The 26,283-nt window shown below is 39.9% G+C and carries 23 protein-coding genes; 15 read left to right on the forward strand and 8 right to left on the reverse strand.

Annotated features, from left to right (window positions below):
- Positions 1–1,020, reverse strand: a complete 1,020-nt coding sequence (locus ABX891_RS08985; protein WP_165735095.1) for a LacI family DNA-binding transcriptional regulator — start codon at positions 1,018–1,020, stop codon at positions 1–3.
- Positions 1,021–1,310: 290 nt separating this feature from the next.
- On the opposite strand from ABX891_RS08985, the gene glk reads away from it, so the two are divergent.
- The 6 genes from glk (at position 1,311) to ABX891_RS09015 (ending at position 8,540) form a co-directional block, all read left to right on the forward strand.
- Positions 1,311–2,303, forward strand: coding sequence for a glucokinase (glk, locus tag ABX891_RS08990; RefSeq protein WP_354629332.1), 993 nt, complete (start codon positions 1,311–1,313; stop codon positions 2,301–2,303).
- Positions 2,304–2,341: 38 nt separating this feature from the next.
- Positions 2,342–3,355 carry a LacI family DNA-binding transcriptional regulator gene (locus ABX891_RS08995; RefSeq protein ID WP_002959752.1) on the forward strand — a complete coding sequence of 338 codons (1,014 nt, stop codon included), beginning with the start codon at positions 2,342–2,344 and terminating at the stop codon, positions 3,353–3,355.
- A 336-nt stretch (positions 3,356–3,691) separates the two neighbouring features.
- On the forward strand, positions 3,692–5,542 hold the full coding sequence (gene edd, locus ABX891_RS09000; protein WP_165742955.1) for a phosphogluconate dehydratase: 1,851 nt from the start codon (positions 3,692–3,694) through the stop codon (positions 5,540–5,542).
- A gap of 33 nt (positions 5,543–5,575) precedes the next feature.
- The gene (gene eda / locus ABX891_RS09005; protein WP_002959756.1) at positions 5,576–6,196 is read left to right on the forward strand and encodes a bifunctional 4-hydroxy-2-oxoglutarate aldolase/2-dehydro-3-deoxy-phosphogluconate aldolase; all 621 of its coding nucleotides are present in this window, start codon (positions 5,576–5,578) and stop codon (positions 6,194–6,196) included.
- A 9-nt stretch (positions 6,197–6,205) separates the two neighbouring features.
- On the forward strand, positions 6,206–7,210 hold the full coding sequence (gene gap, locus ABX891_RS09010; RefSeq protein ID WP_165742956.1) for a type I glyceraldehyde-3-phosphate dehydrogenase: 1,005 nt from the start codon (positions 6,206–6,208) through the stop codon (positions 7,208–7,210).
- Positions 7,211–7,415: 205 nt separating this feature from the next.
- Positions 7,416–8,540 (forward strand): sterol desaturase family protein, encoded by a 1,125-nt coding sequence (locus ABX891_RS09015; RefSeq protein WP_165724108.1) that lies wholly within the window; start codon positions 7,416–7,418, stop codon positions 8,538–8,540.
- Positions 8,541–8,619: 79 nt separating this feature from the next.
- On the opposite strand, the gene ABX891_RS09020 is transcribed toward ABX891_RS09015, so the two are convergent.
- The 4 genes from ABX891_RS09020 to ABX891_RS09035 form a co-directional block, all read right to left on the reverse strand.
- Entirely contained in the window at positions 8,620–9,942 is a 1,323-nt protein-coding gene (locus ABX891_RS09020; RefSeq protein ID WP_354629333.1) for a leucine-rich repeat-containing protein kinase family protein, read from the reverse strand.
- A gap of 41 nt (positions 9,943–9,983) precedes the next feature.
- The gene (locus tag ABX891_RS09025) at positions 9,984–10,697 is read right to left on the reverse strand and encodes a YebC/PmpR family DNA-binding transcriptional regulator (protein WP_165742957.1); all 714 of its coding nucleotides are present in this window, start codon (positions 10,695–10,697) and stop codon (positions 9,984–9,986) included.
- 258 nt (positions 10,698–10,955) lie between these two features.
- Positions 10,956–13,034 carry a M13 family metallopeptidase gene (locus tag ABX891_RS09030; RefSeq protein ID WP_165742958.1) on the reverse strand — a complete coding sequence of 693 codons (2,079 nt, stop codon included), beginning with the start codon at positions 13,032–13,034 and terminating at the stop codon, positions 10,956–10,958.
- Between the two features lie 233 nt (positions 13,035–13,267).
- On the reverse strand, positions 13,268–15,046 hold the full coding sequence (locus ABX891_RS09035) for an ABCB family ABC transporter ATP-binding protein/permease (RefSeq protein WP_165742959.1): 1,779 nt from the start codon (positions 15,044–15,046) through the stop codon (positions 13,268–13,270).
- Between the two features lie 108 nt (positions 15,047–15,154).
- On the opposite strand from ABX891_RS09035, the gene ABX891_RS09040 reads away from it, so the two are divergent.
- From ABX891_RS09040 to ABX891_RS09065, 6 genes are all read left to right on the forward strand, one after another.
- Positions 15,155–15,616, forward strand: a complete 462-nt coding sequence (locus ABX891_RS09040) for a hypothetical protein (protein WP_165721524.1) — start codon at positions 15,155–15,157, stop codon at positions 15,614–15,616.
- A gap of 108 nt (positions 15,617–15,724) precedes the next feature.
- A complete protein-coding gene (secD, locus tag ABX891_RS09045; protein WP_165742960.1) occupies positions 15,725–17,563 on the forward strand; it encodes a protein translocase subunit SecD in 1,839 nt (612 codons plus the stop codon).
- Complete coding sequence (gene secF, locus ABX891_RS09050) at positions 17,556–18,491, forward strand: protein translocase subunit SecF (protein WP_354629334.1); 936 nt, start codon at positions 17,556–17,558, stop codon at positions 18,489–18,491. Before secD ends, secF begins: the two co-directional genes overlap by 8 nt.
- A 182-nt stretch (positions 18,492–18,673) precedes the next feature.
- The gene (locus ABX891_RS09055) at positions 18,674–19,150 is read left to right on the forward strand and encodes a GreA/GreB family elongation factor (RefSeq protein WP_007582643.1); all 477 of its coding nucleotides are present in this window, start codon (positions 18,674–18,676) and stop codon (positions 19,148–19,150) included.
- Positions 19,151–19,473: 323 nt separating this feature from the next.
- The gene (locus ABX891_RS09060; protein ID WP_010555056.1) at positions 19,474–19,731 is read left to right on the forward strand and encodes a type II toxin-antitoxin system Phd/YefM family antitoxin; all 258 of its coding nucleotides are present in this window, start codon (positions 19,474–19,476) and stop codon (positions 19,729–19,731) included.
- Entirely contained in the window at positions 19,719–20,036 is a 318-nt protein-coding gene (locus tag ABX891_RS09065) for a type II toxin-antitoxin system RelE/ParE family toxin (protein ID WP_354629335.1), read from the forward strand. The genes ABX891_RS09060 and ABX891_RS09065 overlap by 13 nt, the downstream gene beginning before the upstream one ends.
- Before the next feature lie 111 nt (positions 20,037–20,147).
- Here ABX891_RS09065 and ABX891_RS09070 read toward each other — a convergent pair whose 3' ends face one another.
- The gene (locus tag ABX891_RS09070) at positions 20,148–20,486 is read right to left on the reverse strand and encodes a zinc ribbon domain-containing protein YjdM (RefSeq protein ID WP_309168731.1); all 339 of its coding nucleotides are present in this window, start codon (positions 20,484–20,486) and stop codon (positions 20,148–20,150) included.
- A gap of 293 nt (positions 20,487–20,779) precedes the next feature.
- Between ABX891_RS09070 and ABX891_RS09075 the strand changes: the two genes are divergently transcribed.
- The 3 genes from ABX891_RS09075 to ABX891_RS09085 are packed head-to-tail and all read left to right on the forward strand — an operon-like array spanning position 20,780 to position 23,815.
- On the forward strand, positions 20,780–22,174 hold the full coding sequence (locus tag ABX891_RS09075; protein ID WP_354629336.1) for a RimK family ATP-grasp domain-containing protein: 1,395 nt from the start codon (positions 20,780–20,782) through the stop codon (positions 22,172–22,174).
- Between the two features lie 4 nt (positions 22,175–22,178).
- Positions 22,179–23,291, forward strand: coding sequence for a peptidase C39 family protein (locus ABX891_RS09080; protein ID WP_354629337.1), 1,113 nt, complete (start codon positions 22,179–22,181; stop codon positions 23,289–23,291).
- Positions 23,292–23,299: 8 nt separating this feature from the next.
- Positions 23,300–23,815 carry an MgtC/SapB family protein gene (locus ABX891_RS09085; protein WP_024605988.1) on the forward strand — a complete coding sequence of 172 codons (516 nt, stop codon included), beginning with the start codon at positions 23,300–23,302 and terminating at the stop codon, positions 23,813–23,815.
- Between the two features lie 28 nt (positions 23,816–23,843).
- Here the strand turns inward: ABX891_RS09085 and ABX891_RS09090 are convergent, their stop codons facing one another.
- Together ABX891_RS09090 and ABX891_RS09095 are read right to left on the reverse strand one after the other, a co-directional pair.
- Positions 23,844–25,079, reverse strand: coding sequence for a sensor domain-containing phosphodiesterase (locus ABX891_RS09090; protein ID WP_309168734.1), 1,236 nt, complete (start codon positions 25,077–25,079; stop codon positions 23,844–23,846).
- 69 nt (positions 25,080–25,148) lie between these two features.
- Positions 25,149–26,159, reverse strand: coding sequence for a GlxA family transcriptional regulator (locus ABX891_RS09095; protein WP_354629338.1), 1,011 nt, complete (start codon positions 26,157–26,159; stop codon positions 25,149–25,151).
- Positions 26,160–26,283: the final 124 nt, after the last annotated feature.

Consider the following 26,283-nt stretch of genomic DNA (forward strand, 5'->3'; position numbering starts at 1 on the left):
TTAACTGCTACTTTTTCGAGAAATTAATACAGGTGGAAGTAAGGTACTTTGCACTTCTTCACCACGTATCAGTTTTAATAAATTCTCTACTAGCATTTGCCCAGCAACAGTAGTGTTTTGCTCTATCGTCGTCAGCGGTGGGTTTACATAACTAGCAATGGCTATGTTATCAAAGCCGACTACCGCAACATCTTTTGGCACGTTAATATTTGCTTCTTTAAGTGCACGTATAGCCCCAATAGCAATTAAGTCGCTTGCAGCAAATAAGGCGTTAAATTTAATATTATTAGCGATAAGCGAACGAGTGGCGTGATACCCAGATTCTTCAGTCGATATAGCATTAGCCATCTTACGTTCGTTTATTTTTACGTTGTTAGCCAGTAGCTCATCTTTAAAGCCCTGAAATCGACTAAAAAATTCAGGACTGTGATCAGATGCATCACCAATAAAAGCGCAATCAGTTCTGCTATGCGCAATAAAGTGCTCAGCGGCGAGCTTACCGCCACCGTAGTTATCACAACAAACAGTTAAATCGGGACGGTTATCTACCGTTGCACCCCAGCAAACAAACTTAGTATTTTGTTCAAGTAAGGTGTTAAATTTTGGTTGGTAATCAATGTAATCGCCATACCCGAGTAAAATAATGCCATCGGCTCTGTGGCTGTCTTCATAGTCTGCTTGCCAATCAGCACTGGCCGATTGAAATGATACTAATAAATCGTAACCTTCTTTAGCGCAAGCACGGGTAATGCTGCCAAGCATGGCTAAAAAGAAAGGATTTATTTGGGACTCGTCAGAAGTGGGATCTTCAAACAACAATAATGCAAGCGTACTACTTTGTTGAGTGCGAAGGTTACTCGCATTTTTATCAACTTTATAATTAAGCTTTTTGGCTATATCGAAAACACGCTTGCGTGTTTCTTCATTAACAAGGTGGCTGTTACGTAAAGCGCGAGATACAGTCGATTGAGATACCCCTGCATAGTGGGCAATATCAAATGAGGTAGCTTTACCTTTCATTGTTACAACTTAATTAAATTGATAAATAATTGTGTCATTTTCGTTTATTGATGAATAATTTCAAGCTTTTTGTGAATTAACGTATATTTTTATTGATAAATTCCTGACACCGGTGTCATAATGTCAGTGTTTTATCATTTTGTTGTCAAAACGTATTCGCTGTCTATATCTTTATAGGCAGCATTTTTTACTGTGATAGCTACTTTGAGGTGATAGCTCAAAGTATAAATAACAATGGTACACCATTGTAAAATAATAAGCATGAGTCGCTTAACAAAAGAGATAATACTATGAGCCCAAACGCTTCTGCCCAATTTGATCCAATCTTAGTTGCTGATGTTGGCGGCACTAATGCCCGCTTTGCTTTAATAACTGGTTTTAATGAACAGACTAACCAATTTATAATAGAGCACATTAATATATTCCCTAGTGCTAATTTTGGTTCACTTGAAAGTGCGCTAGAACAATATTTACAAACAGTCCCACATATTGCACCCAAACGCGCATGTTTAGCCGTTGCAGGGCCAATAAAAGCCGGGCAAGTGCATTTAACCAATTTAGGTTGGCATTTTAGCGTCAGTGAATTTAAAACTCATTTTGATTTACAACAACTTGAAGTCATTAATGATTTTGCTGCCTTTGCTTACGCTGCACCTTACTTAGATCCTACACAAAATGTAATTGTTAAATCAGGTCAAGCTGATGATAACGCAAACATTGGTGTTATAGGTCCAGGTACTGGTTTTGGTGCCGCGTGCTTAGTTAGAACGTCCCAATCTACCGCAGTGTTGAGTTCAGAAGGGGGGCATATATCACTTGCACCTGTTAATGAACTCGATACTTTATTATTGAATGAATTAAGAAAAGATCATCCCCATGTTTCTATCGAAACTGTTTTCTCAGGTCCTGGCATAACGCATTTATACAAAGCAATGTCTGCGGTTAAGGGTGTAACAGCTAAAAATTTAGATGCCGCACAAATTAGCAGCCTTGCAAATAGTGGTGAATGTGATGTGTGTGATGCAACCTTAAACCAGTTTTGTGATTGGATTGGCAGTGTTGCTGGTGATTTAGCGGTTGTTTATGGCGCCTTAGGTGGATTATTTATTGGCGGTGGAATACTACCTCGTATGCAAGCAAGACTTCTTGAGAGTCGTTTTGTTGAACGATTTTCGCAAAAGGGTATTATGTCGCAGTACGCAGGACAAATCCCTGTAACACTCGTAACACAAGACAACATACCGCTTATTGGCGCTGCTGCGTGTTTACACAATAGCAAATAGGGCTTTGGTCTTACAGGTTGTATTTGGATAATGGATAGATGAAAAAAGTAACCATAAATAGTGTAGCAAGCCATGCAGGGGTTTCTAAAAAAACCGTCTCACGCGTGTTAAACAATGAGCCTAATGTAAGTGCCGCCACCCGAGAAAAGGTGCTTGCGGTATTTAAAGAGCTTGATTACACCCCAAATCCAATTGCACGAGGTCTTGCTCAAAATCGTAGCTTTATTATTGGCTGTTTATACGATAACCCAAGTAAAAGTTATATTACCCGAGTGCAAACGGGCGCCTTAGAAGCGTGTAAAGAAAACAACTATAATTTATTGATACACCCTTGTGAGTTTCGTGGTGAAGCACTTATAAATAATATTGAGCAATTACTACAAACTTCTCGATTAGATGGTATTGTGCTAACACCTCCTTTTGGTGATTTTGCTGAGCTTGCTTCTTTTTTAAAATCTAAAAAAATTCCTTATGCAAGAGTTGCATCAGCTTTACTACAAGATGATTCAATTTCAGTGCGTAGTAACGACGAGCAAGGCGCATTTGAAATTACCGAGCATTTAATTAACCTCGGTCATAAATCTATAGCCTTTATTAAAGGGCACCCAGATCACAGTGCCACGCAACAACGTTTTAAAGGTTACAGGCGTTCACTTGCAAGCCATGGTATAGAATTTGATGAGCGCTTAGTAGAGGAGGGTAACTTTAGTTATCACTCAGGTGTAGATAGTGCACGTAGCATATTAGATTTATCCCCTAGGCCAACCGCTGTATTTGCATCAAACGATTACATGGCGGCAGCCGTACTTAAATTAGCAACTCAGCGCCAATTAAAGGTGCCTGATGACATTTCAATAGCTGGGTTTGATAATGCACCCATTGCACGTCATATTTGGCCTGGGTTAACAACGATTGCACAGCCCGTTGAAGAAATGACTAAACAAGCCGTAACACAACTTATTTCACACATAGCTCAACCACAAGAGCAGCCGTATCAGGTAACGCTTGAGTCGCGCTTGATTACACGTGAGTCTACCTCAGCAATAAAATAGTGAGTTTAAAACACTTTCACAGTAGCCCGAATATGAGTGACGCTTATTCGGGCTTTTTTTTACTCTGAACTTGCTAAAACATGGTTTGTGCCTAAAAATCAATTAGGTCATTATTTGGTCATGTTAAAATATTAAACTATTTTTGTTACCCGGGGTTGACACCGGTGTCATTGCTATGCGTTAATACAGTGACACCGGTGTCAGGGTTGTTGTGAGAGGCTCCCTGGTAGCGTACCTTTGAACGGGTAAATCAAAGATGCTCAGTACAGTTATTTACGTGGAGTCTGTAGTTGCTACTGAGCCTTTATCCTCTAACTAATAGAGATGAGTTAAATTATGTTACATCCTCGTATTCAAGAAGTTACCCAGCGCGTTATCGAGCGCAGTAAAAATACCCGTCAAGATTATTTAGAACGTATTTCGCACGCAAAAAAACAAACAAGAGTTCGTGCCGGTTTAGGTTGCGGAAATATAGCCCATGTTATGGCTGCTTGTAGCAGTGATGACAAAGCGCGCTTAAAATCTGATGAACAGCCAAATCTTGCTATTATCAACTCATATAACGACATGCTTTCGGCTCATGTGCCATACAAAGATTACCCAGATTTAATTAAAGACATTGCTACTAAATACGATGCTACAGCACAAGTTGCTGGTGGTGTTCCTGCAATGTGTGATGGTGTTACGCAAGGGCGTGACGGCATGGAACTTTCGCTTTTTTCTCGTGATGTAATTGCTATGTCTACGGCAATATCGCTTTCACACGATGTGTTTGATGGCGTTTTTTGTTTAGGCGTTTGCGATAAAATTGTCCCGGGTTTATTAATTGGTGCATTGTCGTTTGGTCATTTACCTGTGTTCTTTTTACCAGCAGGTCCAATGCAATCAGGTATTCCTAATAAAGAAAAAGCACGTATTCGTCAAAAATTTGCACAAGGTTTAGTAAGTCGCGAAGACTTATTAGAGGCTGAAAGCGCGTCTTATCACAGCGCAGGTACTTGTACGTTCTACGGTACTGCAAACTCAAATCAAATGTTAATGGAAATAATGGGCTTACACCTTCCAGGTAGCTCGTTTATTAATCCTTACACTGAGCTTCGCGATGGCCTTACAGGTAATGCTGTAGAAACAATGCTCAAGCAGCTTACAGATGATAAAGAAAGCCCGTGTTTAGCCGATGTGATCAGCGAAAAAACGATTATAAACGGTTTAGTCGGCTTGCTTTCTACAGGTGGTTCTACGAACCATGCTATTCATATTGTTGCGATAGCAAAAGCGGCGGGCATTCAGGTTACGTGGAAAGACATGTCTGATTTATCAGAAGTTGTACCACTACTTACACGTATTTACCCTAACGGCTCAGCTGATGTAAACCACTTCCAAGCAGCTGGCGGTATGGGTTTCTTAATGCGAGAGCTAGCAAGCGCTGGTTATTTACACACAGACGTTAAAACAATGCTAGGCGATGGTTTAGCACCTTACATGACAGAGCCTCGTTTAGATAAAGACGATAGCCTGATCATGAGCAACTCAACCGGCCCAACTAAAGTAAAATGGGTAGATTGCCCAGCAAATTCACACGATGAAGAAGTACTTCGCCCAGTGAGTAACCCTTTTAGTAAGCAAGGTGGTCTGCAACTCCTAACGGGTAACCTAGGTAAAGCTGTTATTAAAGTGTCAGCTGTTGCTATTGAACATCAAGTTGTTACTGCTCCTGCAAAAGTATTTAGCTCACAAAGTGCTCTGCAAGACGCATACACGCGTGGCGAATTAAACCAAGACTTTATTGCCGTGCTAAAAGAGCAAGGCCCTAAAGCGAAAGGTATGCCAGAGCTACACAAGTTAACGCCAGTAATGGCAACGCTTCAAGATGAAGGCTTTAAAGTAGCTATTGTTACTGACGGTCGTATGTCGGGTGCATCAGGTAAAGTACCTGCTGCTATTCACTTAGCACCAGAGGCAGTAGAAGGCGGCATTATTGCTAAAATCCGAGAAGGCGATTTAGTGACGCTTGATGCGCCAAACGGAATATTAAAAGTACACGTTAGCGACGAAGAACTTGCTAAGCGTGAAGCAGAACTTAGCCTGCCAAGTGCAACATTTGGTACAGGACGTGAATTATTTACTGGATTTAGAAATATCGTAAGCAGTGCCGATTTAGGCGCGAGTGCTTTTGGACTTGAATAAATATTAGCCATACTGGGTAATGAGGAACAAGTAATGAGTATTGAAAAAATCTTAGCATCGGCACCCGTAGTGCCAGTGGTTGTAATCGAAAAATTAGAAGATGCAGCACCACTTGCAAGAGCGTTATATAACGGTGGCTTAAAAGCCTTAGAAATAACACTACGTACACCTATTGCTGCAGAAGCTGTAAAGCTGATGAAAGCAGAAGTACCTGAAGCCTATGTAGGTACTGGTACGGTAGTAGATAAAGCAAGCTTTGATCTTTCGGTTGCCGCAGGTGCAGATTTTATGGTGAGTCCAGGTGTTAGCGATGAGCTTATTGCTTTGGCTAAAACATCAGATATACCATTTTTACCAGGCGCTGCAACTGCAAGTGAAGTTATGCAACTTGCGTCGCATGGTTTTAAGTATTTAAAATTCTTCCCTGCAGAAGCTGCAGGCGGAACAGCCATGCTTAAATCAATCGGTGGCCCATTACCACATATTACTTTTTGCCCAACTGGCGGCATTAGCCTAGCAACTGCACCGAACTATTTAGCGCTTAACAACGTTATTTGTGTTGGTGGTACGTGGATGCTAGATAAACAACTAATTGAAAATAAAGACTGGCAAGCAATTGAAGCGCTTGCTCGCCAAGCAAGTGAACTTAAATAGGAGTCTAAAATGATTAATGTAGCAATTAACGGTTACGGCCGTATCGGTAGAAATGTTTTACGTGCACTTTATGAGTCAGCTCAAAACAGCGAAATTAAAATTGTAGCAATTAACGATTTAGCACCAGCTAACGTAAATGCACATTTAACGCAGTATGACTCAGTTCATGGTCAATTTTCTAAAAAAGTAACACTTGAAAACAACACTATGCTAATTGGGGATGACGTAATTACGTTAACGCAAGAGCGTGACCCTGCAAACTTACCGTGGAAAGAGCTAAATGTAGATATCGTTTTAGAATGTACTGGTTTTTTCACTAAACGTGATGACGCTGCTAAGCACATTACTGCAGGCGCTAAAAAAGTAATCGTATCTGCTCCAGGTACTGGTTTAGATGCAACAGTAGTACATGGTGTAAACAGCGACGTAATTAATGCTGATAGCAATATCATTTCTAACGCTTCTTGTACTACTAACTGTTTAGCGCCAATTGCAAAAGCAATTAACGACACTGTAGGTATTGAACAAGGTAGCATGACAACTATTCACGCTTACACCAACGATCAAAACTTATCTGACGTATACCACCCAGATTTATACCGTGCGCGTAGTGCAACTCAATCTATGATCCCAACTAAAACAGGTGCTGCGGCAGCTGTTGGTTTAGTATTACCAGAACTTGCTGGTAAATTAGATGGTATGTCGGTACGTGTACCTACAATCAATGTTTCTTTAGTTGATTTTACGTTTATCACTAAGCGTGATACGACTGCAGAAGAAATCAATGCAATCATGAAAGAAGCATCAACGGGTTCGATGAAAGATATTTTACAATACAACGAGCTTCCGCTTGTTTCTATCGACTTTAACCATAACCCAGCGTCGTCTATCTTTGATGCAACGCAAACTAAAGCCAATGGCAAACTAGTTAAAGTAATGGCTTGGTACGACAACGAGTGGGGTTTCTCAAACCGCATGTTAGACCAAGTTAAAGCATTAGGTCAGTACTTATAATTGACCTTGTAAAAGTTTAGCTTTATCCAACCAAGCCACGCATTGCGTGGCTTTTTTGCGTTTGGTTTATCTGTATATTTGCAATTCAAAATTAGGAGGGTACTATTTGTATTTTTTACACACTAAATTTTGTTAATATGTGGGTGTGTAAATCAATGGAATTTCGTTGTATGTAATCAACTCAACGAAGCAAGGGATAATAAAAATGATCAGAGCTTTATCGCGAAAAGTATTTCGCACAAATCATCTTCAGATAGGTGAGGGCAACATAAGTGGCTACATAGCCTGCTTTTTAGCAATACTGAGTTGCTTAGGCGTATTAGCGTTTCACTTTCCTGAATACTTAACCACACCAGAACTGAGAAAAAGCTACAGTGTCGACTTTTTACGTCAGCTTATGTTTGCATCATTATTGGTCTCGGGCAGTTTAGGATTACTTAACTTTGTACGCAATACCAATAAGCGTTTAGGGGCTACAGCGTGGTTTTTTATTATTCTGGCAATTATGTTTGGCGGACCAAACGTTGAGGTAAATGAGTTTGCCACCAACACACCTTACATAGGGCTCGATTGGTTTATTTTAGATTTACTCGGCTCAACACTCATATTTATTGTTATTGAAAAGCTGCTACCCCATCGAAAAGAGCAAAAAATATTACGTAGCGAATGGCGAGGCGATTTAAATCACTTTTTTGTAAACCATTTAATTATTGGTTTTGTATTACTCGTCACTAACCACTTTGTGCATTATGGCTTTGGCTGGGCTGTATCATCTACAGTACAAGGTTATATAGAGCAAACTCCCTTTGTAGTGCAGTTGTTTTTAATAATACTCGTGGCCGATTTAATGCAGTATTGGGTGCATCGTGCCTATCACGAAGTCCCTTTATTATGGCGCTTTCATGGCGTACATCACAGTGCTAAAGAAATGGATTGGTTAGCGGGCTCTCGCCAGCATATTCTTGAAATACTCGTTACCCGCAGCTTAGTGCTCACGCCTATATTTGTGCTTGGTTTTTCACAGCAAATAATTAGTTTGTACGTAATAATTGTGGGTTTACAGGCTGTGTTTAACCATGCAAATGTACGTGTGAAATTTGGCTGGTTAAAGTATTTTATGGTTACACCGCAGTTTCATCATTGGCATCATGCGTCAGATAAAGCCGCGATTGACCGAAATTACGCTGCACATTTTTCGTTTTTAGATTATGTGTTTGGTACTGCTGTTAAAGGCCAAAAAGAGTGGCCACAAGCGTATGGCGTAGTCGGGGATTACATGCCCGTAGGTATGCTTAAACAACAGGTTTACCCGTTTAAGCGCACTAAATAAGTTTGGAAAATCCGAATAAACATAAAATAAAAGCGAGCAAGGTGTTACATTTTGCTCGCTTATATTACTAATATTAAACTTATTTTAGCTCAGCTAATAACTCAGTAAATGTTGGCCTTTGATTTAATGTAGGTTGCATCGCACGTTTTGCCATATCGGACATTTTAACAAAGGGCTCACTTTGTCTATCATCACCAGTTACCGTGCCTAATAAGTCTTCAATTAAACACCCTAATGCACGTACTTCAATTAACTCGATTTGCTTTTGTTGATAATCATTTAGCATGGCTAAGTTTGTGGCTGCACCAAAATCACTAAATAATACATCAGCATCTTTGTTTATCATGGTGTTATGCGCATACACGTCGCCATGGCTTACTTTACAAACATGCAAGTGATGTAGCGTACTTACCATTTGTTGTGCAATTTTTAAAATAGTGTGAGTTGAGTAATGGCAATCATCATTAAAGATATCACGTGTGCAGGTTTCGAGGCTTGGAGGCAGGCCTAAATTAGCAAAGCTTTTATCTATTAGCTCCATTACTAAACCTAGCTGATCACTTTGCTCAATGTAGGCAAGTACTTTAATTAAATTAGCGTGATCGCCTGCTTGTAAGCAGCAATTTACTTCATCAAGCGGGTAGCCGTCGCTGGTAATTGCGCCTTTAAATAATTTAATCGCTACAGCACTTTCAATAGCTTGTGCTAAATGAATAACGCCCGATGCACCTTGGCCAATAACATGACTAAGTGTGTAATCGTTAAGAGACTTATTTTCTAAGCAGCTTTTTGTAAGGCACTGAGCTTTATTAAAATCGTTACCGGCAAACGCAAGCCAAGTAAGTTTAGGCAATTCAAACAGCCAGTCGTCTACGTGTGTTAAGTTATTAGCAGAGAGCCTAACAAGCTCAAGGTTTTTACACTGCGCCATGCTACTTGGCAGTTGCTTAAGTTGATTGCCTGCAAGCGCAAGCTTTTTAAGCTGGGTATAATTACCAAAATCTTCAGGCAATTCGCTTAACGTATTATCGGTGAGTATTAGCCACTCAATATTTTTTGGCAGGCTGTTTAATGCAAATTCAGAAATTTGGTTACCTTTAAACGCGACCATAATTAAAGCAGGGCATTTAGCGAGCACTTTAGGAATATGCTTAAACTGATTAAACGATAAAAACACACGCTTCAGGTTTGTTAAACAGGCAAATTCATCAGGTAGTGTTGATAAGTTATTATTTGATAAATCGAGAACTTCAAGCGTGTCAGCTAAGCTAAAGATTTCTTCAGGAAATGTCGTTAGCTCTTCTACCAATTGCAGGCGAGTAGCACCAACAAGTTTGCCACTTTTAAGCTCTTTAAGGGAGTTCATATTAATACCATGTTCTAAAAATGAAAAAGCCAACATAGCTGTTGGCTTAAAGTCGTTCTAACTTACTAAATCGCTCTTTAGAATTGCGCGTTATGGTAAACGTTTTGTACGTCGTCGCAATCTTCTAACATTGCTAAAAAGCGTTCCATAACTTCAACGTCTTCGCCTTCAATTGGCGTTTCAATTTGTGGCACAAAGCTAATTAGGTCTTCGTCAAATTCAGTAATGCCCATTTCTTCAAGCGCTGTACGTGTATTGTTGTACTCTGTATGAGGAGCAAAAACAGTAACTTTACCGTCATCTACTTCTACGTCAGTTACATCAACATCAGCCATCATAAGAGCTTCAAGTACTGCTTCGTCGTCATCACCGTCAAATACAAAAATAGCAAGGTGATCAAATAAATGTGAAACAGAGTTTTGAGCGCCAATTTTAGCATTTGCTTTGGTAAAACAAACACGGACATCAGCAAAGGTACGCTTGTTGTTGTCTGTTAAACAGTCAACAATAATCATACAGTTACCAGGGCCGTAACCTTCGTAACGTGTTGCTGCGTAGTCTTCACCGCCGCCGCCTTTTGCTTTGTCTATTGCGCGGTCAATAACGTGTGCTGGTACTTGGTCTTTTTTAGCGCGTTCAATTAAACGACGTAATGATAAGTTACCATCTGGATCTACACCGCCGTTTTTTGCACAAATATAAATTTCTTTGCCGTACTTAGAATAAACTTTAGTTTTAGCACCCGCAGTCTTAGCCATTGAATCTTTTTTGTTTTGGTAAGCTCTTCCCATCTGCGTTTCGCCTTAATATATGTAAATAATAGAATAAAATTATAGTGCGTATTCTAAAGGTAAATGCATTCAAGGGCTAGTAAGTATTAAAGCTGATTAAAACAGTCGCGTTTAAAAACTATCTCAAATGTATTTTAGTGAGGGGATTATCGAGGGACTTAGACGTTGGAATTATATCTATTCTTGTAAATTTAACTCAATAAAAAAGGCAACCTGTATAACAGCTTGCCTTACTAAGTAATAAAAAGTAAGTATTACTTACCAAATACGTACACGTTCATCTTCAGGAAGGTATAACTCATCGCCTGGTTTTACATCAAACGCTTTGTACCATGCATCGTGGTTACGTGGCGCTTGTGCTCTAAAGCGACCTGGAGCATGTGTGCCACCACGAAGTTGGTTAAGCATGCTTTGTTCAGTACGTTTTTCTTTCCATACTTGTGCCCACGCGAGGAAGAAGCGCTGATCGCCTGTAACGCCATCAATAACAGGCGCTTCTTTACCATTTAAACTTAGCTTGTAAGCGTGATAAGCCATCGACAAACCACCTACATCACCAATGTTTTCGCCAAGGCTATTTCGACCATTAACAAAGTTACCTTCGATTGGTTCGTATTTACTGTACTGCGCAGCCAGTTGATCGGCTTTTTTGTCAAATGCAGCGCGGTCAGCATCTGTCCACCAATTACGTTGCACACCGTTTTCGTCTGATTTTGAACCTTGATCGTCAAATCCATGACCCATTTCGTGACCAATTACAGCGCCAATACCGCCATAGTTTACAGCCGGATCGGCATTTGGATCGAAAAACGGCGGTTGTAATATCGCAGCCGGAAATACAATTTCATTAAACGAGCTATTGTAGTAAGCGTTTACGCGTTGTGGCGTCATGCCCCAGCGGTTACGATCTGTTTTTTGTAGCTCTTTTTCAACACTTTCTGCATGAAAAAATTCACGCATGTTTTTCACATTACCGATTAAATCGTTTTTAGTAATGCTTAAACCATCATAAGACTGCCAAACATCGGGGTAACCAATTTTTGGTACAAAGGCAGCAAGCTTAGCGCGCGCATTTACTTTAGTTGCATCGCCCATCCACTCTAGGTTATCAATACGTTCACCAAGGGCTGTACGTAGGTTTTCAACCAGCTCTGACATTTGTTGTTTAGATGATTCAGGGAAGTAACGTGCTACGTATATTTTACCAATAGCAAAACCAAGCGAACTCGTGCCTGACATTTCACTTATTGCACGTTTCCAACGAGGGCGAGGCTCTTGCTGTCCGTTTAGTTCTTTACCAAAAAAAGCAAAGTTAGTATTAAATACGTCTTCTGATAGTAAACCTGCGTTACCGCTAATAGCATGATACGTTAGGTAGTCTTTCCATACTGCAATATCTTCTTGATTGATTAGCTCAATCATCGCTTTTATAGGCTCAGGCTGAGAGACATTTAACTGAGGTACTTTATAACCTGTTTGTGCAAAGTATAAATCCCAGTTAAAACCAGGATAAGCAGTGCTTAAATCGGCGCGTTCAATTTGGTTTAGCGTTAAATCGCGATTACGGCGCTTTTCACGGGGCCAATGACCTTGTGCAATTTTGGTTTCAAGGTCTAAAATAGCTTGAGCGCGCTCAGCGGTATTTTCGACTCCTGCAAACTCAAGCATATCAGCAATGTGAGCAACATAAGCTGTACGGGTTTTAACAAAGCGCTCAGCGTCTTCAAGGTAGTAAGAGCGATCGGGTAAGCCTAAACCACCAGCACCGAGGGACATTTCATATTTGTTAGGGTCTAATCGGTTAAACCACATGCCGCCGCCAAAAGGGGCTTTATTACCGGTTAACCAAGACTTACCAAACATTTCAGCTAAATCGTCAGTTGACGCTATATCACTAATTTCACTTAACAATGGCTTAATAGGCGCTACACCTAGTTTATTAAGTGTTTCGGTATCCATATACGCATTGTAAAAATCAGCAACGAGTTTTTCTTCTGCGTTTAAATCTTTACGTGCGGCTATTTCTTCAATAATAGCTTTAACATCGTCTTCACTGCGCTCAGCTAATCCTGAAAATGCACCGTAGCGGGTTTTATCTGCAGGCATTACGTAGTTGTCATACCACGTGCCACTGGCATACATAAAAAAATCATCGCCTGGTTTAACGGCTTCGTTACGGGCTGTCAAATCAACACCAAAACTACCTAACTCTGCTTTTTTTGTCACTGCTGCAGTGACTATTTTAGGTTGTTGCTCGTCTGTTTTTGTTGTTTGCGGCTCTGAACAACCGGTAATAAATGTGGCAGCTAATGCTGCGGCAATTAAACTCTTTTTCATTACTTACTCCTGAGTATCACTGATTGAATTTAAGCTGCAGTGAATTATTTTTATTGTTACGAATATTTAACTTATCGATTGTTATTGATATTAATCAGACAAACAAATCTTTTGAGGTGAATCACCACAGTGCTCGTTAAAACTAATATAAGAGAAAGGCTAATAGGTTCTATAAACGCTTTATTTAGCTCGAATACTTGAAAGTATCCGAGCTAAGAGGGGTTACACTCTATTTACTTTTTATGCTGAAGCTCCCACATACGGGCATATTCTCCGGCGATAGTAAGTAACTCATCGTGCTTACCTTGCTCAATAATTTGTCCGGCTTTGAGCACAATAATGGTGTCTGCATCGGTAATAGTAGATAACCGATGAGCAATAACAATACTCGTATGGTTACTGGCAACTTCACGCATTGCTGCGAGAATTGCTTGCTCAGAATGAGAGTCGAGTGCAGATGTTGCTTCATCAAAAATTAAAATAGGGGACTTTTTCAAAATGGCGCGGGCAATGGCAATACGCTGTTTTTCGCCGCCGGATACTTTTAAACCACGCTCGCCAACCAGTGTTTTATCGCCTTTATCAAGTGTGCCTATAAAGTCTTTTAAATGCGCCATAGCAATGGCTTCATCAATTTCAGCATCGCTTGCTGATGGTCTGCCGTAAGCGATATTTTCACGAATCGTGGTGTTAAACAGCACGGTGTCTTGCGGGACTATTGCAATGGCTTTTCGTAAACTATTAAGTGTTACTGAGTTTATTGCTTGATTATCAATACTAATTTCACCACCGCTTACATCATAAAAACGATAAAGCAGTCGCGCTAATGAACTTTTACCTGTACCACTGGCACCAACAATGGCTACTTTGCTGCCTGCTTTAACGCTAAAGCTAAGGTTATTAAGAATAGGGCGATGCGCATCGTAACTAAAACTTACATTATTAAATGTTATTTCACCTTGTCTAATATTGAGCTCTTTAGCATTAAGTGCATTGGTTATTTGTGGTTTTTTGTTAAGTAGTCCAAGCATGTTTTCAAGGTCGGTTAGCGCGCGTCTTATTTCGCGGTACACAAAACCTAAAAAGTTAAGCGGTAAAAACAACTGAATCATATACGCGTTAATCATCACAAGTTCACCAATAGAAAGCGTACCTGCAACTACCTCGGTTGAGCCCAACCACATTAACGCGGTAATAGCACAAGCAATAATAAGTGCTTGGCCTGAGTTGAGGGCGAGCAACGACATTCTATTTTTTAAACGGGCTTTTTCCCAGTTTGCTAAAAAGGTGTCGTACGTTTTGGCTTCAAACTGCTCATTATTGAAATATTTTACAGTTTCATAATTAAGCAGGCTGTCTATTGCGCGGGTATTACTTTTATTGTCGGCAGCATTTGCTTCTCTAATAAAGCGGTTTCGCCACTGAGTAACCACCACAGTAAAGGTAATATAAATGGCGACTGCCAATAATGTAATCAGCGCAAACCAAACAGAAAACAACGTGCCAAAAATAATCGCAACGGTCAGTATTTCAAACAAAGTAGGCACAATGTTAAACATTAAAAAGCGCATTAAAAAACTTAACCCACTAGTACCGCGTTCTATATCGCGGCTAATACCGCCAGTTTGCCTATCTAAATGAAAAGCCAGCTCAAGTGAGTGCAAATGCTTAAATACTTTTAAACCAATATCACGCATAGCGTGCTCGGTTACGCGAGAAAATACAGCATCTCTTATCTCACCTAAAAATACGCTAGCAAAACGCAGTGCACCGTACATCAATAACAATAAAGCGGGGATAACTAACAGTGGGTTAATTGACTTATCTACAGAGTCTATTATTTCTTTAAGTGCCCAAGGCATTAAAAGCGTGGCACCTTTTGCGCCTATAAGCGCCATAAGTGCAATAAAAACACGGCCTTTAAATTTTGTAAGGTAGGGCCACAGTGTTTTTACACTTTGGCGTAAATTCATGGCGTCTGGTCGTTTTTCACTGCTTTGTCTGGGGCGCATTAAAAGTCTCAGTAAAATTAAATTAGATAGTAAATAGCTAAGGGCTATTGTATTTCAAATACTAGCCCTTATATACTACGCATCCCTTATTTTAGTTTTAAAACGTGAATGTTTAAATTTAGAGTGTTTTTAACTGCCTTTTTGCTACTTGCTGCACTTTTTAGTGTGCAGAGCAATGCTATGGGCGCCTCACAAAATTTAAATATCAATATTAGTACGCAGGTTTCGCTTACTGATATTGCCGATTTAACTAAAATACAGCCTATTAGTAAGTCTGTAGATACTTCGCAGCATAAAAAAACGCATCAAACCGATTTTGACGCGCACCAACCAAGGTTAACAGCCAATAATTCATCATTGTTTTTGCACACTGTTCAAAGTGAGCCAGAATACGATGTGGTTTTTGAATTTTTTGCTCAAAACCTTGTTAGGCATATATTCTTACGACCAAGAGCGATTAATCCTATACAGCCTTGGTATACGCTTGTAACTAATAGTAAAAAGTCGCGCTTGAGTGGCTGGAAAGACGTAAACTTACTCTACAGAGCTGTAACTACCTACCACGCTTAATTTTCCTTATTTAATTTTATTAGGTTTTAACTTTTAAAGTTTTAGCCTGCAGATTAATTGTGCTTTTAAAAAGTACGTTGCTAGCTTTGCTGGCAATAAGGATTCAACATGTTAAGTTTTAAAAAAGATAAAAAGCCGTCTACGGCTAAGTTCAAATTAAGCTATATAGCCATGCTAATAGTATTGGTTTTATTAGCTATTAGCGCATTACCAAACCTATATCCAAATAAATCGTGGTTGCATATCAGTGCCGTGCCGCACAGCGAAACACAATCTTTACCAAGCACTAAAACCTTAGTTACTTTTTTAAATAACCAAGGGTTAGAGGTTGAGCAGGGCTTAGATAAGCAATCAACTATTAATGTACTTTTAAACGAGCCAACTAAAAGCGCTCAGGCGCAAGCGGCTATAAAAGCGCAATACCCAAACACGCAAGTTAAAATTGTTGAGCATGCAACCAGCCCTACATGGTTACAAGATTTTGGTTTATCACCAATAAAGCTGGGCCTTGATTTAAATGGCGGTGTGCTATTTGTACTAGACGTAGATTTAGATAAAGCCGTTGATGAGCAGTTAGTCAGTGCGTATCAACAAGCTAAATCAATCATTATTAAACAAAAAGCACATGGCGTAAAAGCGCAGCAAACTCAGCACGGGTTTGAAATAAACGCATTGCCTAATGCAACAGACAAGTTAACCCCCGTTATTGAAGAGCTACAAAGCCGATTTGCCAATTTAGCCGTTGTAACAAGCAATAACGGCAGCGTTAAAACTGCCAAATTTAGTTATTCAGAGCAAGGCCGAAGCAGCTTTGATAAAGAAGTAATGGGGCAAACACTCACAACCCTTCGTTCACGTATTGAAGAGTTAGGCATTACCGAAGCGGTAACACAGCAACAAGGCAAACATCGCATTCGTATAGAGCTACCGGGCGTGCAAGATCCAACCGAAGCAAAACGTATTATTGGTGCAACAGCATCGCTTGGTTTTTATCAATTAAAAGAAATTGGCGGGCAAACATTTAATATGCAATCGGGCGGGACCATAAAGCTCGATCCTGTGCCAATTTTTACAGGCGATCATATTAATAATGCAAACATAGGCCGCGACGATTGGGGTAAACCACTGGTACAGCTAAGCCTAGACGGCCAAGGCGGGGATGCAATGTCGGCATTTTCAAAAGCCAATATTGGTAAGCCAATGGCGACGGTTTACTCTGAGTATTCTCAAAACGCTAAAGGCGAAGTCGTTAAAAAAAGCGAAGTTATTAATGTTGCCAATATTGCTCAGCATTTAAGTTCGCGTTTTAGTATTACCAATATGAAAAGCCAGCAAGCGGCAGCCGATCTGGCATTGTTACTACGTGCAGGCTCGCTTACAGCGCCCGTTACAATTGTGCACGAACAAACAATAGGGCCAAGCCTCGGCAGCGAAAATATTAGTAATGGCTTAGCCGCGCTTATGTTAGGCATGGGTATTACGCTTGCATTTATGGCGCTTTGGTATCGTCGTTTAGGCCTTATTGCAAACGTGGCACTTATATTAAATTTAACGTCGCTTGTGGGCTTAATGTCATTATTACCAGGGGTTGTGTTAACGCTTCCGGGTATTGCAGGCCTGGTGTTAACCATAGGTATGGCGGTAGACACGAACGTAATAATATTTGAACGCATTAAAGAAGAACGTCGCCAAGGCCGTGCACCATATCAAGCTATTCAAGAGGGTTATAAACAAGCCGCAAATACAATATTTGATGCCAATATAACCACCATGATCACCGCACTTATTTTATATGGCATAGGCTACGGGCCCGTTAAAGGTTTTGCCATTACATTGGCACTGGGGCTTTTAACGTCTGTATTTACAGGTGTGTATGTATCAAAAATATTAAGCCAAACGTTGTATTTAAAAATGGGTAAAAAAGCAGGAGTAAAAGCACATGCTTAACACTTTTTTGAAAGGTGAAAAGGGTACACGTTTACGTTTTATTGGCATGCTTTTAAGCGCCATATTAGTGTTGCTATCAGTATTTACGCTTACGCAAAAAGGTTTAAATTTCGGCTTAGACTTTACCGGCGGCTATTTAACTGAGTTTACAACCAGCCAAAGTGTTGAACTAAAAGAGCTTCAATCGTTTATTGCTAAAAATCACAACGGTGAGTTTGAGCTAACTGCGCAAGGTAATAGCCATTTTCAACTAAGAGAAGCACCAAGTGCATCAACAACAGTTAATAGCCTGGATTGGCAAAGCGCTGTTACACAAAACGATGATATAAACGCACAGGTTTTATCGTCGGCCTATATTGGCTCACAAGTGGGCGATGAGTTATTTGATCAGGGTTGTTTAGCCATGTTTGCTGCAATGATTGCGGTAATGATTTACCTTGCAGTGCGTTTTGAATGGCGCTTAGCACTCGGCTCTGTGGTTGCGCTAGTGCACGATTTAATACTCGTTCTTGGGTTATTTTCACTATTACAAATTGAGTTTAACCTGACCGTGCTGGCCAGCTTACTGGCTATTATTGGTTATTCACTTAACGACTCAATAATAGTAGGGGATAGAGTACGCGAGCTTTTACGTGTTCAATCAAACAATGTACTTAGCCCAGCGACTATTATTAATAATGCGATTAAAAGCACACTAACGCGCACCTTAATAACGTCGGGTACCACACTTGCAACGGTTGCGAGCGTTTGGTTACTTGCAGGCGCACCACTGCAAGGCTTTGCTATTGCATTATTTACCGGCATTGTAGTTGGTACGTTCTCGTCTATTTGTATAGCGGCAACCTTGCCGGAGCTATTGGGCTTAAGCGCTAAAAACTACGAAGTTAAAGTAGATGCCCACACGCAAACATTATTAGATATGCCATAAGGTTTTTAATAAAGCACAAGCAAAGAGCTGCACCAACCAACAGCTCTTTGCTTGTTTAATGCTAATTTAAGCCCCGCTAGTATTCCCACCAAACTTGCGGGGGTTTAAAACAATGGTTTTAAGCCTAGCAAAAATGTTAAACTAACAGCCTTATTTTTACTGCCAGTATTGTATTAATCCCCATGAATAAAACCCACGTTATCGAACACCTTCGTTTTGCGCTAGAAGCGCAGCTTACAACAGCAAAAGTAGCGGCAAAAACTGCGCACGACACCGCCACACATGAAGAAAACATAGCCGAAAATAAATACGATACGCTAGGGCTCGAAGCCGCTTATTTAGCTCAAGGCCAAGCCCAGCGCGTAAACGATTGCTATAAAAGCATAGAATTGTTCGAACCTGCCTTTAACGAAAAGCCAACCGACAAAATAGCTATCGGTTCGCTGGTATGTTTAGAAGATGATAACGCAGCCCAAAAATGGTTTTATTTAGGCCCAGCCGCTGGTGGTTTAACCGTAAATGTTAAACAACATGCAATTGCTGTTGTAACACCCGGCGCACCAATGGGTAAGCAGTTATTAAATAAACAGATTGATGATGAAATTACGTTAACAATTGCAGGTAAAGCCCACGAATATGTTGTGGTAGAGATCTTATAAAGCTTTGGTTTTTAAGAGAAGCGTTTGCTGGCAGAGCTATACTAACGAAATAAACGCTTATTTATATTCATAAATTGATTGTCGGATGGCATGGCTTCACCATTTATCCAACCTACAGCAATGCTTTTATAGCGTAACGTGGTGTGTACTTCAATTTGTACAAAGGCATATAATGAGAAGTACCTAATAGTTTAAAAATGAGCAGGGTTGACGTTAGGTGCTTCCTTTTTAATTGATTTTAGTGGTTATACAGCCTCGTTAGTTGTATTTCCCAAGTTGGCTACTCGGTGCTACTATAGTGATACATTTGTTTGGGGATTATTATGAGAGTAGAACTAGTAACAACATTGAAGCGTCAAGCAACGAAGATATTATCTGAACTTCATTCCTCTAAAGAACCTGTGTTGATAACTGAACATGGACAACCATCTGCATACTTAGTAGATGTTGATGATTATGAATTTATGCAAAAGCGTATGCAAATTCTTGAGTCTCTTGCAAAAGGAGAGCAGGCAATAAGTCGTGGTGAAACCATGTCGAATGTTGAAGCTAAAGATAAAATGAATAAATGGCTGAAATAATTTGGACTAATCCAGCTTTGGATGATCTTAACGATATCGCTGAATATATCGCATTAAGCAATTTGCAATCAGCGAAAAAATTGGTTTCCAAAATATTTGAAAAAGTTGAACGTCTCGAACCCTTTCCTGAATCAGGTAAAAAACCAATTGAGTTAGCTAACCTAAATTATCTTGAACTGGTCGTGAATCCTTGTCGTATATTTTACAAAAAAGATAACGATAAAGTATATATTTTGCACGTAATGAGAAAAGAGCGAGACTTACGAAAATTTTTGTTGTTAACGCAATATACAGCTAACAAGTAGGTAATCTCTGAGTGAAATTAGTATGACCCCCATACTAATTATTATAAAAAGCAATTATTAAAAAGCCATCCAAACATCTCATCTAACATCCTATATTTTAAATATCCAATTTTAGGTAGCTTTTTTCACAAACTTCGCTGTTACCATCATTTCGCCAATGCCATCTACTTTACAATCAAGTTCATGATCTTTTTTATCAAGTACACGTCTAACTACCGCTTTTGTGCCAATTTTAATTACTTGCGAGCTGCCTTTAATTTTTAAATCTTTGGCTACGGTCACTTTATCGCCATCATTAAGTAAAGTGCCGTTGGCATCTTTTACTAAAATTGCGTCTTCATCGTGTGCAGTATTTGGGTTCCATTCATAAGCGCATTCAGGGCATATAAGCAGTTGTTGGTCTTCGTAAACATATTCACATTGGCATTTTGGGCAAGCAGGCAGCGACATTTTTAACTCTCATAAGATATTGTTTTGCGTATTTTAATCTGCATTATTAGTTAATCAATATTTTTCATCTTCACGCTAAAAATATCTCGTTTGTGCGTTTTTAAAAAAGGGCATATAAAGCACATGTCGCTTAAGCAATTTAAGCGCTAACTCGTACAGTAGGTACCTGTTAAAGCACCCATCATATTAAGTGATTCGCGCAATGCCCACTTAGTACGATGGGTGTTTCTATTTATAATGCTTAGTATTTTATTAAGCATGCTTTTTATATTTTGACTTAACTAGGAAAAGTCGTGTTTAAAACCTTAATTGTGGTTGATAACAACGAGCAAACGCTTGCTCAATCGTTCGAAAATGTAATTACGTTTAATACCTACTTACGTGATTACCCAAAACATAACGAACCAAAAACACGCATTATTAATCTGTGCGACTCAAGCCAATACTTGAGCAAAGGTTACTATTGCTCGTTACTTGCTGAGGCGCGCAAGCACCAAGTTTTACCCAGTGTAAAAACCATTAATGCACTTCGTAGTGGCCAAGCTCCTATGTTAAATGTGGGCCAAATAGACGGCACACTTTACTTTGGTATTGCCCAAAACGATTTACAATCAAAAGCGGCAAAGTCGGTATTTAAACAATACCCAGCGCCTATTTTATTTGTTGATGAACAAGGCTTATTACAACAAGGGTCGTTATCGTCATTAGATGAGCAACAGTACAGCGATTTTGTAGCTAAGTTGAATAACTTTACCCAAACGCAATGGCGTATTACTGCGGAGCGACGTCGTTTTCGCTGGGATATGGCAATACTTGTTGATCACAATGAAAAGGTGCCACCGAGTGATAAAGACGCCATTGCACGCTTTATTAAAGCTGCGGCTAAACACGGTATTTATGCACAAGCATTAAGCTTTGACGAAATTGATAACTTTGCCCAGTTTGATGCGTTATTTATTCGCCAAACTACAGCGATTGACCACCCAACGTATCGCCTTGCAAGCAAAGCGCAAAGCCTGGGTTTAGTGGTTATTGACGATGCTGAGTCTATTTTACGTTGTTGTAATAAAGTGTATTTACACGATGCATTTAATTATCAAAAAGTGCCAAGTTTAAAAACGGTTGTAGTGGCTGATCAAGCAAATGAAACGCTTGAGCAATTAGAAGAAGCGTTTACGTATCCGCTTGTTTTAAAAATGCCTGAAGGGTCGTTCTCAAAAGGTGTGTTTAAAGTATCAAACCGTGATGAGCTTGCCGCTAAGCTTACAGAGCTGTTTGAATATAGCGCATTAGTGCTTGCACAAGAGTACATGTATACCGAATACGATTGGCGAGTGGGTGTGTTAAATGGCCGTGCAATTTATGCATGCCGCTATTTAATGGCGCGTAACCATTGGCAAATTTATAACCACGACGCGAAACGTTTTTTCTCAGGTGGCTTTGAAACATTACCAACCTTTGAGTTACCAAAAGCGGTGTTAGATGCAGCATTAAAAGCGTGTAAAACGGTAGGTAGGGGTTTATATGGCGTAGATGTTAAAGAGCATCAAGGCAAAGCATATGTACTTGAAGTAAACGACAACCCAAGTATTGATCACAAAGTAGAAGACGGCTATTTAGGCGACGAGCTATACATGATCATTATGGATGAGTTTAAACAACGCTTAGAAGCACGAGGCCGTGGGTAATAACATGAGCAACCTTGTTATTCGAAAGGCGCTTAGCAGTGATTTAAATGCGCTGATTGACGTTGAAAATGCTTGCTTTAATAACGATAAATTAAGTCCGCGTAGTCTAAAACGCTGGCTTAGTGCAAAACACGGTATTTTACTCGTTGCCCAAAATGGCGAGCAAGTATGTGGATATGGATTAGTGTGGTGCCATAAAGGGACGCGTTTAGCGCGTTTATATTCGCTTGCTGTAAAACCCACAATGCAAGGTAAGGGCGTTGCAAAGGCATTGCTTACTAGCCTTGAAAAAGAAACGTATGAGCGAGGGCGTATTTACCTTCGTTTAGAAGTGGCTGTAAATAACGAAGGTGCGATAGGGCTTTATAAAAGCTTAGGTTACAGAGTGTTTGGTCAATATAGCGATTATTACGATGACCACAGTGACGCACTACGAATGCAAAAAAACATTCGACAAACGAGTGAGTTAAAAGTGGCGCGTTTAACGCCGTGGTATCAGCAAACTACCGAGTTTACTTGTGGGCCTGCTGCGCTATTAATGGCAATGGGTGCACTTGAGCCAACAACTGAGCTTACTCAATCACATGAGCTGGCACTTTGGCGTGAAGGTACCACCATTTTTATGACCTCGGGTCACGGTGGTTGCCACCCGTTTGGTTTGGCAATTGCCGCTAACAAGCGGGGTTTTAAAAGCGAGGTAATGGTTAATACCACAGAGCCTTTGTTTTTAGATGGTGTACGTAACGAGAACAAAAAAGTGGTGTTAGCTACCGTACACCAGCAATTTGTAGATGGTATAGCGCAAGCAAATATACCGCTTAAGCATAAAGATGTAGAGCTTGAGCATATTGAGCAGTGGTTAAGTAAAGGCTTTAGTGTGCTGTTATTAATTAGTACATACAGTTTTGATGGTAAAAAATCGCCACACTGGGTGTGTGTTACGCACCTTGATGAGCACTGCGTGTATGTTCACGATCCGTTTTGTGAGCCAGGTAACGATAAACAGCTCGCAATCGATTGCCAATATGTACCTATTGCGCGAAGTGATTTTAGTAAAATGTCAGCGTTTGGTAGCCAACGTTTAAGAACGGCGGTGGCTATAGCTAATAAAATATAAGGTTAACAGTGACTTTTTTAGATTTAATTGATGTAGCCCCGTATTCATGGGCAGCTATTGGTACTGCGGCTTTTTGCGGTGCCATTATTGGAATAGAGCGCCAATTGCGTGGCAAACCTGTAGGAATTCGTACATCAGCCCTAATAACGCTGGGCACGTATTTGTTTTTATCCACTGCGTTTAATTTACAAGGCGATGTAATTGACCACTCTCGCGTAGTGGGACAAATAATTACTGGTATTGGCTTTTTGGGCGCAGGCGTAATGCTAGCTAAAGACGGCGCTGTGGTAGGAGTAACATCGGCAGCAACTATTTGGGTGCTGGCATCTATTGGCGTAATGATAGCCACCGAAAACTTGGGCGCAGCTATTAAGCTTTCTGTGCTGGTGGTCGGTATTTTATACGGTGTTGATGTGCTTGAAGCTAAGTTTAAAAGCTTAAGTAAAGGTGTGCACACTAAAGTTAAAATTTATTCAAAGCGCTATTATCGCAAGAGCGAAAATGAAACAGAGCGCCACTTATAAAGTGGCGTTTTTATAATTAAGTTTATAACTAACTTAATACTAATTTTTGATGCACTAAAGCATCGCAAAGTGCTTGTGGGCGGCCTAAATAATAGCCCTGAACCTTATCGACATTTAGTTTGCGGAGGGTGTTTATTTCTTCTAGTGTTTCTATGCCTTCGGCAATAATATTACAACCAATGTCTTTAGCAAATCCGCATAATGCTTTAGCTAATAAATATTTTCGACGGTCGCTATTAATGTTTCGGGTAAGGCTAATATCAAGCTTAATAATATCTGCTTGTAGCTCCAAAATATGCTGAAAAGAAGAATACCCTGCACCAACATCGTCTATAGCTAGGCGTATGCCTTTTTTACGCAGTGGCGCGAGTGCCGTTAACATTTCATTGTAGTTGGCAATAGGAGAGTGTTCGGTTACCTCCAATACTATATTGCTGCAATCAGAAATAGCAGCTAATGCATTGGCAACGGCACCACTTAGTATATGCTCTGGAGAGGTGTTAATTGACACATACACCTCTTTATTGAAATGACTCATATTGCCTAAAACATTGTTTATTGCCAACATTTCTAGGGCTTCACCTAAACCAAACTGTGCTGCTTCATCAAACCAAATGTTAGGTGTTCTATAGGGCTCAACAAAAAAGCGAGACAAGGATTCGTAACCCGAAACTTTATTTGTGTTTAAGCTATATATAGGCTGGTAGTAAATTTCAATCTTGTTTGTGTTTATAATATTAAGTACGTTAGATTTAATAATTTGTTTTGCTTCATTGTCTTGTATTTGTGTATCAATAAGCTGTGAAGCCAGATCTGAAATTAAATTTAAAAACGCCAGATCACGCTTGTTTAATGTGTCGTCTTTTTGCTCGTTGTAGCAACAAAATGTGCCATAAATATCGCCGTTAGATAAGGTAATTGGCACCCCAATATAAGCGCCAATATTAAGCTTTTTAGTAACCGGCATATCGCGGGTTATACTATTTTTACTGGTGTCAGGTATTATATTATCTAGTTCATTATTGGCTAATCTATTACAGTAGGTTTCGTTTATGGGATCAAAATTACCTACTTTTACAATCTCGTTAGGGCGTTTGGTATCTACTAATTTAAATATACGTTTAGAGTCTTTAAACTCAGAAATAAAAGCAACGTCCATATCAAGGTGTTTACGAATAAGTGCTAGCAAGCGAGTTAGTCTAATTTTGAGATCAGTCTCTGCTTCAATATCTAATAGTAAATTTTCACTAAAATTTACATGCATATTTCCAACTTCCTTGTGTTTTAGTTAATGGTTTATATTAATACAGTAGCTTGGCTTGTTTTTAAAGTATTAACCAAACAATTTTTTTCTCACTACTTTACGATACTCACTGGGTGTTTGGTTCAATATTTTTCTAAATATTCGCGTTAAATGACCTTGATCATTATAGCCTACTTCTAACGCTAGTTCCTGAATTGATAAATTTGACGAAGCGAGCAACTCTTTAGCACCTTCTACGCGTAACTGTTGCCAATACTCAATAGGGCTTTGGTTGGTAGCTGCTTTAAAGCGCCGCGTAAAAGTACGATAGCTTAAGCTAAATTGGGCAGCGACTTCTTGCAAGTTTAGCTCGGTGGCTAAATTCGTTTTTAGCCAAAATTGAATTTGCGCAATTAGCTCATCGGGGTGGCGGTCAACTGCACCCTCGAGATAGCGTTGATCTTCGTAGGGTTTACGTATTTCGTGGGAAAAATTGCGCTCAACATGCTGCGCTGCAGCTTTGCCATAATACTGACTAATAATATGTACGATCACATCTGCAAGGGCATTAAGGCTTGCTACGGTGTACATGCGTTCTGACTGGGTTATAAAAAAGTCGGGTTTTAAACGCACTAACGGGTAGTCGTGGCTAAATTGATTGGCGTAGTGCCAATGGGTTGTAGCAGGGTGCCCATCAAGTAAGCCAGCCTCAGCTACTAAGCAGTTGCCAGTGCCTACACCAATTATATGGCTGCCTGCGCTAAAGCTCTCGCTTAGCCAATCAACTACGTCTTGATTTGTACGCACTACAGGGCGTGGGTTTCGCCAAATACCAGGCACTATAATTAAATCGCTGTAGGGCGCATTAGTTGTTATGCAATCAGGAATTATCGCAAGGCCTACGCGAGTAGCTACAGATTCAGCATTTTTAGCCACTAAATTTATAGCAAGCGGTCTAAAACTTTGCTTATCAATATGGCCTCTAGCAAAGGCTTCGCCGGCTCTTAACATCTCAATAGGCAGCGTTAAACTGGTAACTAATAAGTGCGGATAAACCGCTATAGCAATGTTTAATGGTGGATTAGTGTTTTTTTCAGTCATATAAATGCTCCGACCAGTACGTTTTGGCCTTTTGTGCTGAATATTTGGCTATTAAAGCACAATATATAGTGCGTAATCCATTTAAACTGCCTGTTCTTCTAATAACACGCTTTTTAAAGGTAAA

The sequence above is a fragment of the Pseudoalteromonas sp. NCIMB 1079 genome (genome assembly GCF_040567695.1).
Lineage (GTDB): Bacteria > Pseudomonadota > Gammaproteobacteria > Enterobacterales > Alteromonadaceae > Pseudoalteromonas > Pseudoalteromonas distincta.

What these genes read in the sequence shown, in the direction of transcription:
- ABX891_RS08985 (WP_165735095.1), bottom strand. Translation starts at nt 1,020, where the DNA reads ATGAAAGGTAAAGCTACCTCATTTGATATTGCCCACTATGCAGGGGTA.
- glk (WP_354629332.1), top strand. Translation starts at nt 1,311, where the DNA reads ATGAGCCCAAACGCTTCTGCCCAATTTGATCCAATCTTAGTTGCTGAT.
- ABX891_RS08995 (WP_002959752.1), top strand. Translation starts at nt 2,342, where the DNA reads ATGAAAAAAGTAACCATAAATAGTGTAGCAAGCCATGCAGGGGTTTCT.
- edd (WP_165742955.1), top strand. Translation starts at nt 3,692, where the DNA reads ATGTTACATCCTCGTATTCAAGAAGTTACCCAGCGCGTTATCGAGCGC.
- eda (WP_002959756.1), top strand. Translation starts at nt 5,576, where the DNA reads ATGAGTATTGAAAAAATCTTAGCATCGGCACCCGTAGTGCCAGTGGTT.
- gap (WP_165742956.1), top strand. Translation starts at nt 6,206, where the DNA reads ATGATTAATGTAGCAATTAACGGTTACGGCCGTATCGGTAGAAATGTT.
- ABX891_RS09015 (WP_165724108.1), top strand. Translation starts at nt 7,416, where the DNA reads ATGATCAGAGCTTTATCGCGAAAAGTATTTCGCACAAATCATCTTCAG.
- ABX891_RS09020 (WP_354629333.1), bottom strand. Translation starts at nt 9,942, where the DNA reads ATGTTGGCTTTTTCATTTTTAGAACATGGTATTAATATGAACTCCCTT.
- ABX891_RS09025 (WP_165742957.1), bottom strand. Translation starts at nt 10,697, where the DNA reads ATGGGAAGAGCTTACCAAAACAAAAAAGATTCAATGGCTAAGACTGCG.
- ABX891_RS09030 (WP_165742958.1), bottom strand. Translation starts at nt 13,034, where the DNA reads ATGAAAAAGAGTTTAATTGCCGCAGCATTAGCTGCCACATTTATTACC.
- ABX891_RS09035 (WP_165742959.1), bottom strand. Translation starts at nt 15,046, where the DNA reads ATGCGCCCCAGACAAAGCAGTGAAAAACGACCAGACGCCATGAATTTA.
- ABX891_RS09040 (WP_165721524.1), top strand. Translation starts at nt 15,155, where the DNA reads ATGTTTAAATTTAGAGTGTTTTTAACTGCCTTTTTGCTACTTGCTGCA.
- secD (WP_165742960.1), top strand. Translation starts at nt 15,725, where the DNA reads ATGTTAAGTTTTAAAAAAGATAAAAAGCCGTCTACGGCTAAGTTCAAA.
- secF (WP_354629334.1), top strand. Translation starts at nt 17,556, where the DNA reads ATGCTTAACACTTTTTTGAAAGGTGAAAAGGGTACACGTTTACGTTTT.
- ABX891_RS09055 (WP_007582643.1), top strand. Translation starts at nt 18,674, where the DNA reads ATGAATAAAACCCACGTTATCGAACACCTTCGTTTTGCGCTAGAAGCG.
- ABX891_RS09060 (WP_010555056.1), top strand. Translation starts at nt 19,474, where the DNA reads ATGAGAGTAGAACTAGTAACAACATTGAAGCGTCAAGCAACGAAGATA.
- ABX891_RS09065 (WP_354629335.1), top strand. Translation starts at nt 19,719, where the DNA reads ATGGCTGAAATAATTTGGACTAATCCAGCTTTGGATGATCTTAACGAT.
- ABX891_RS09070 (WP_309168731.1), bottom strand. Translation starts at nt 20,486, where the DNA reads ATGTCGCTGCCTGCTTGCCCAAAATGCCAATGTGAATATGTTTACGAA.
- ABX891_RS09080 (WP_354629337.1), top strand. Translation starts at nt 22,179, where the DNA reads ATGAGCAACCTTGTTATTCGAAAGGCGCTTAGCAGTGATTTAAATGCG.
- ABX891_RS09090 (WP_309168734.1), bottom strand. Translation starts at nt 25,079, where the DNA reads ATGCATGTAAATTTTAGTGAAAATTTACTATTAGATATTGAAGCAGAG.
- ABX891_RS09095 (WP_354629338.1), bottom strand. Translation starts at nt 26,159, where the DNA reads ATGACTGAAAAAAACACTAATCCACCATTAAACATTGCTATAGCGGTT.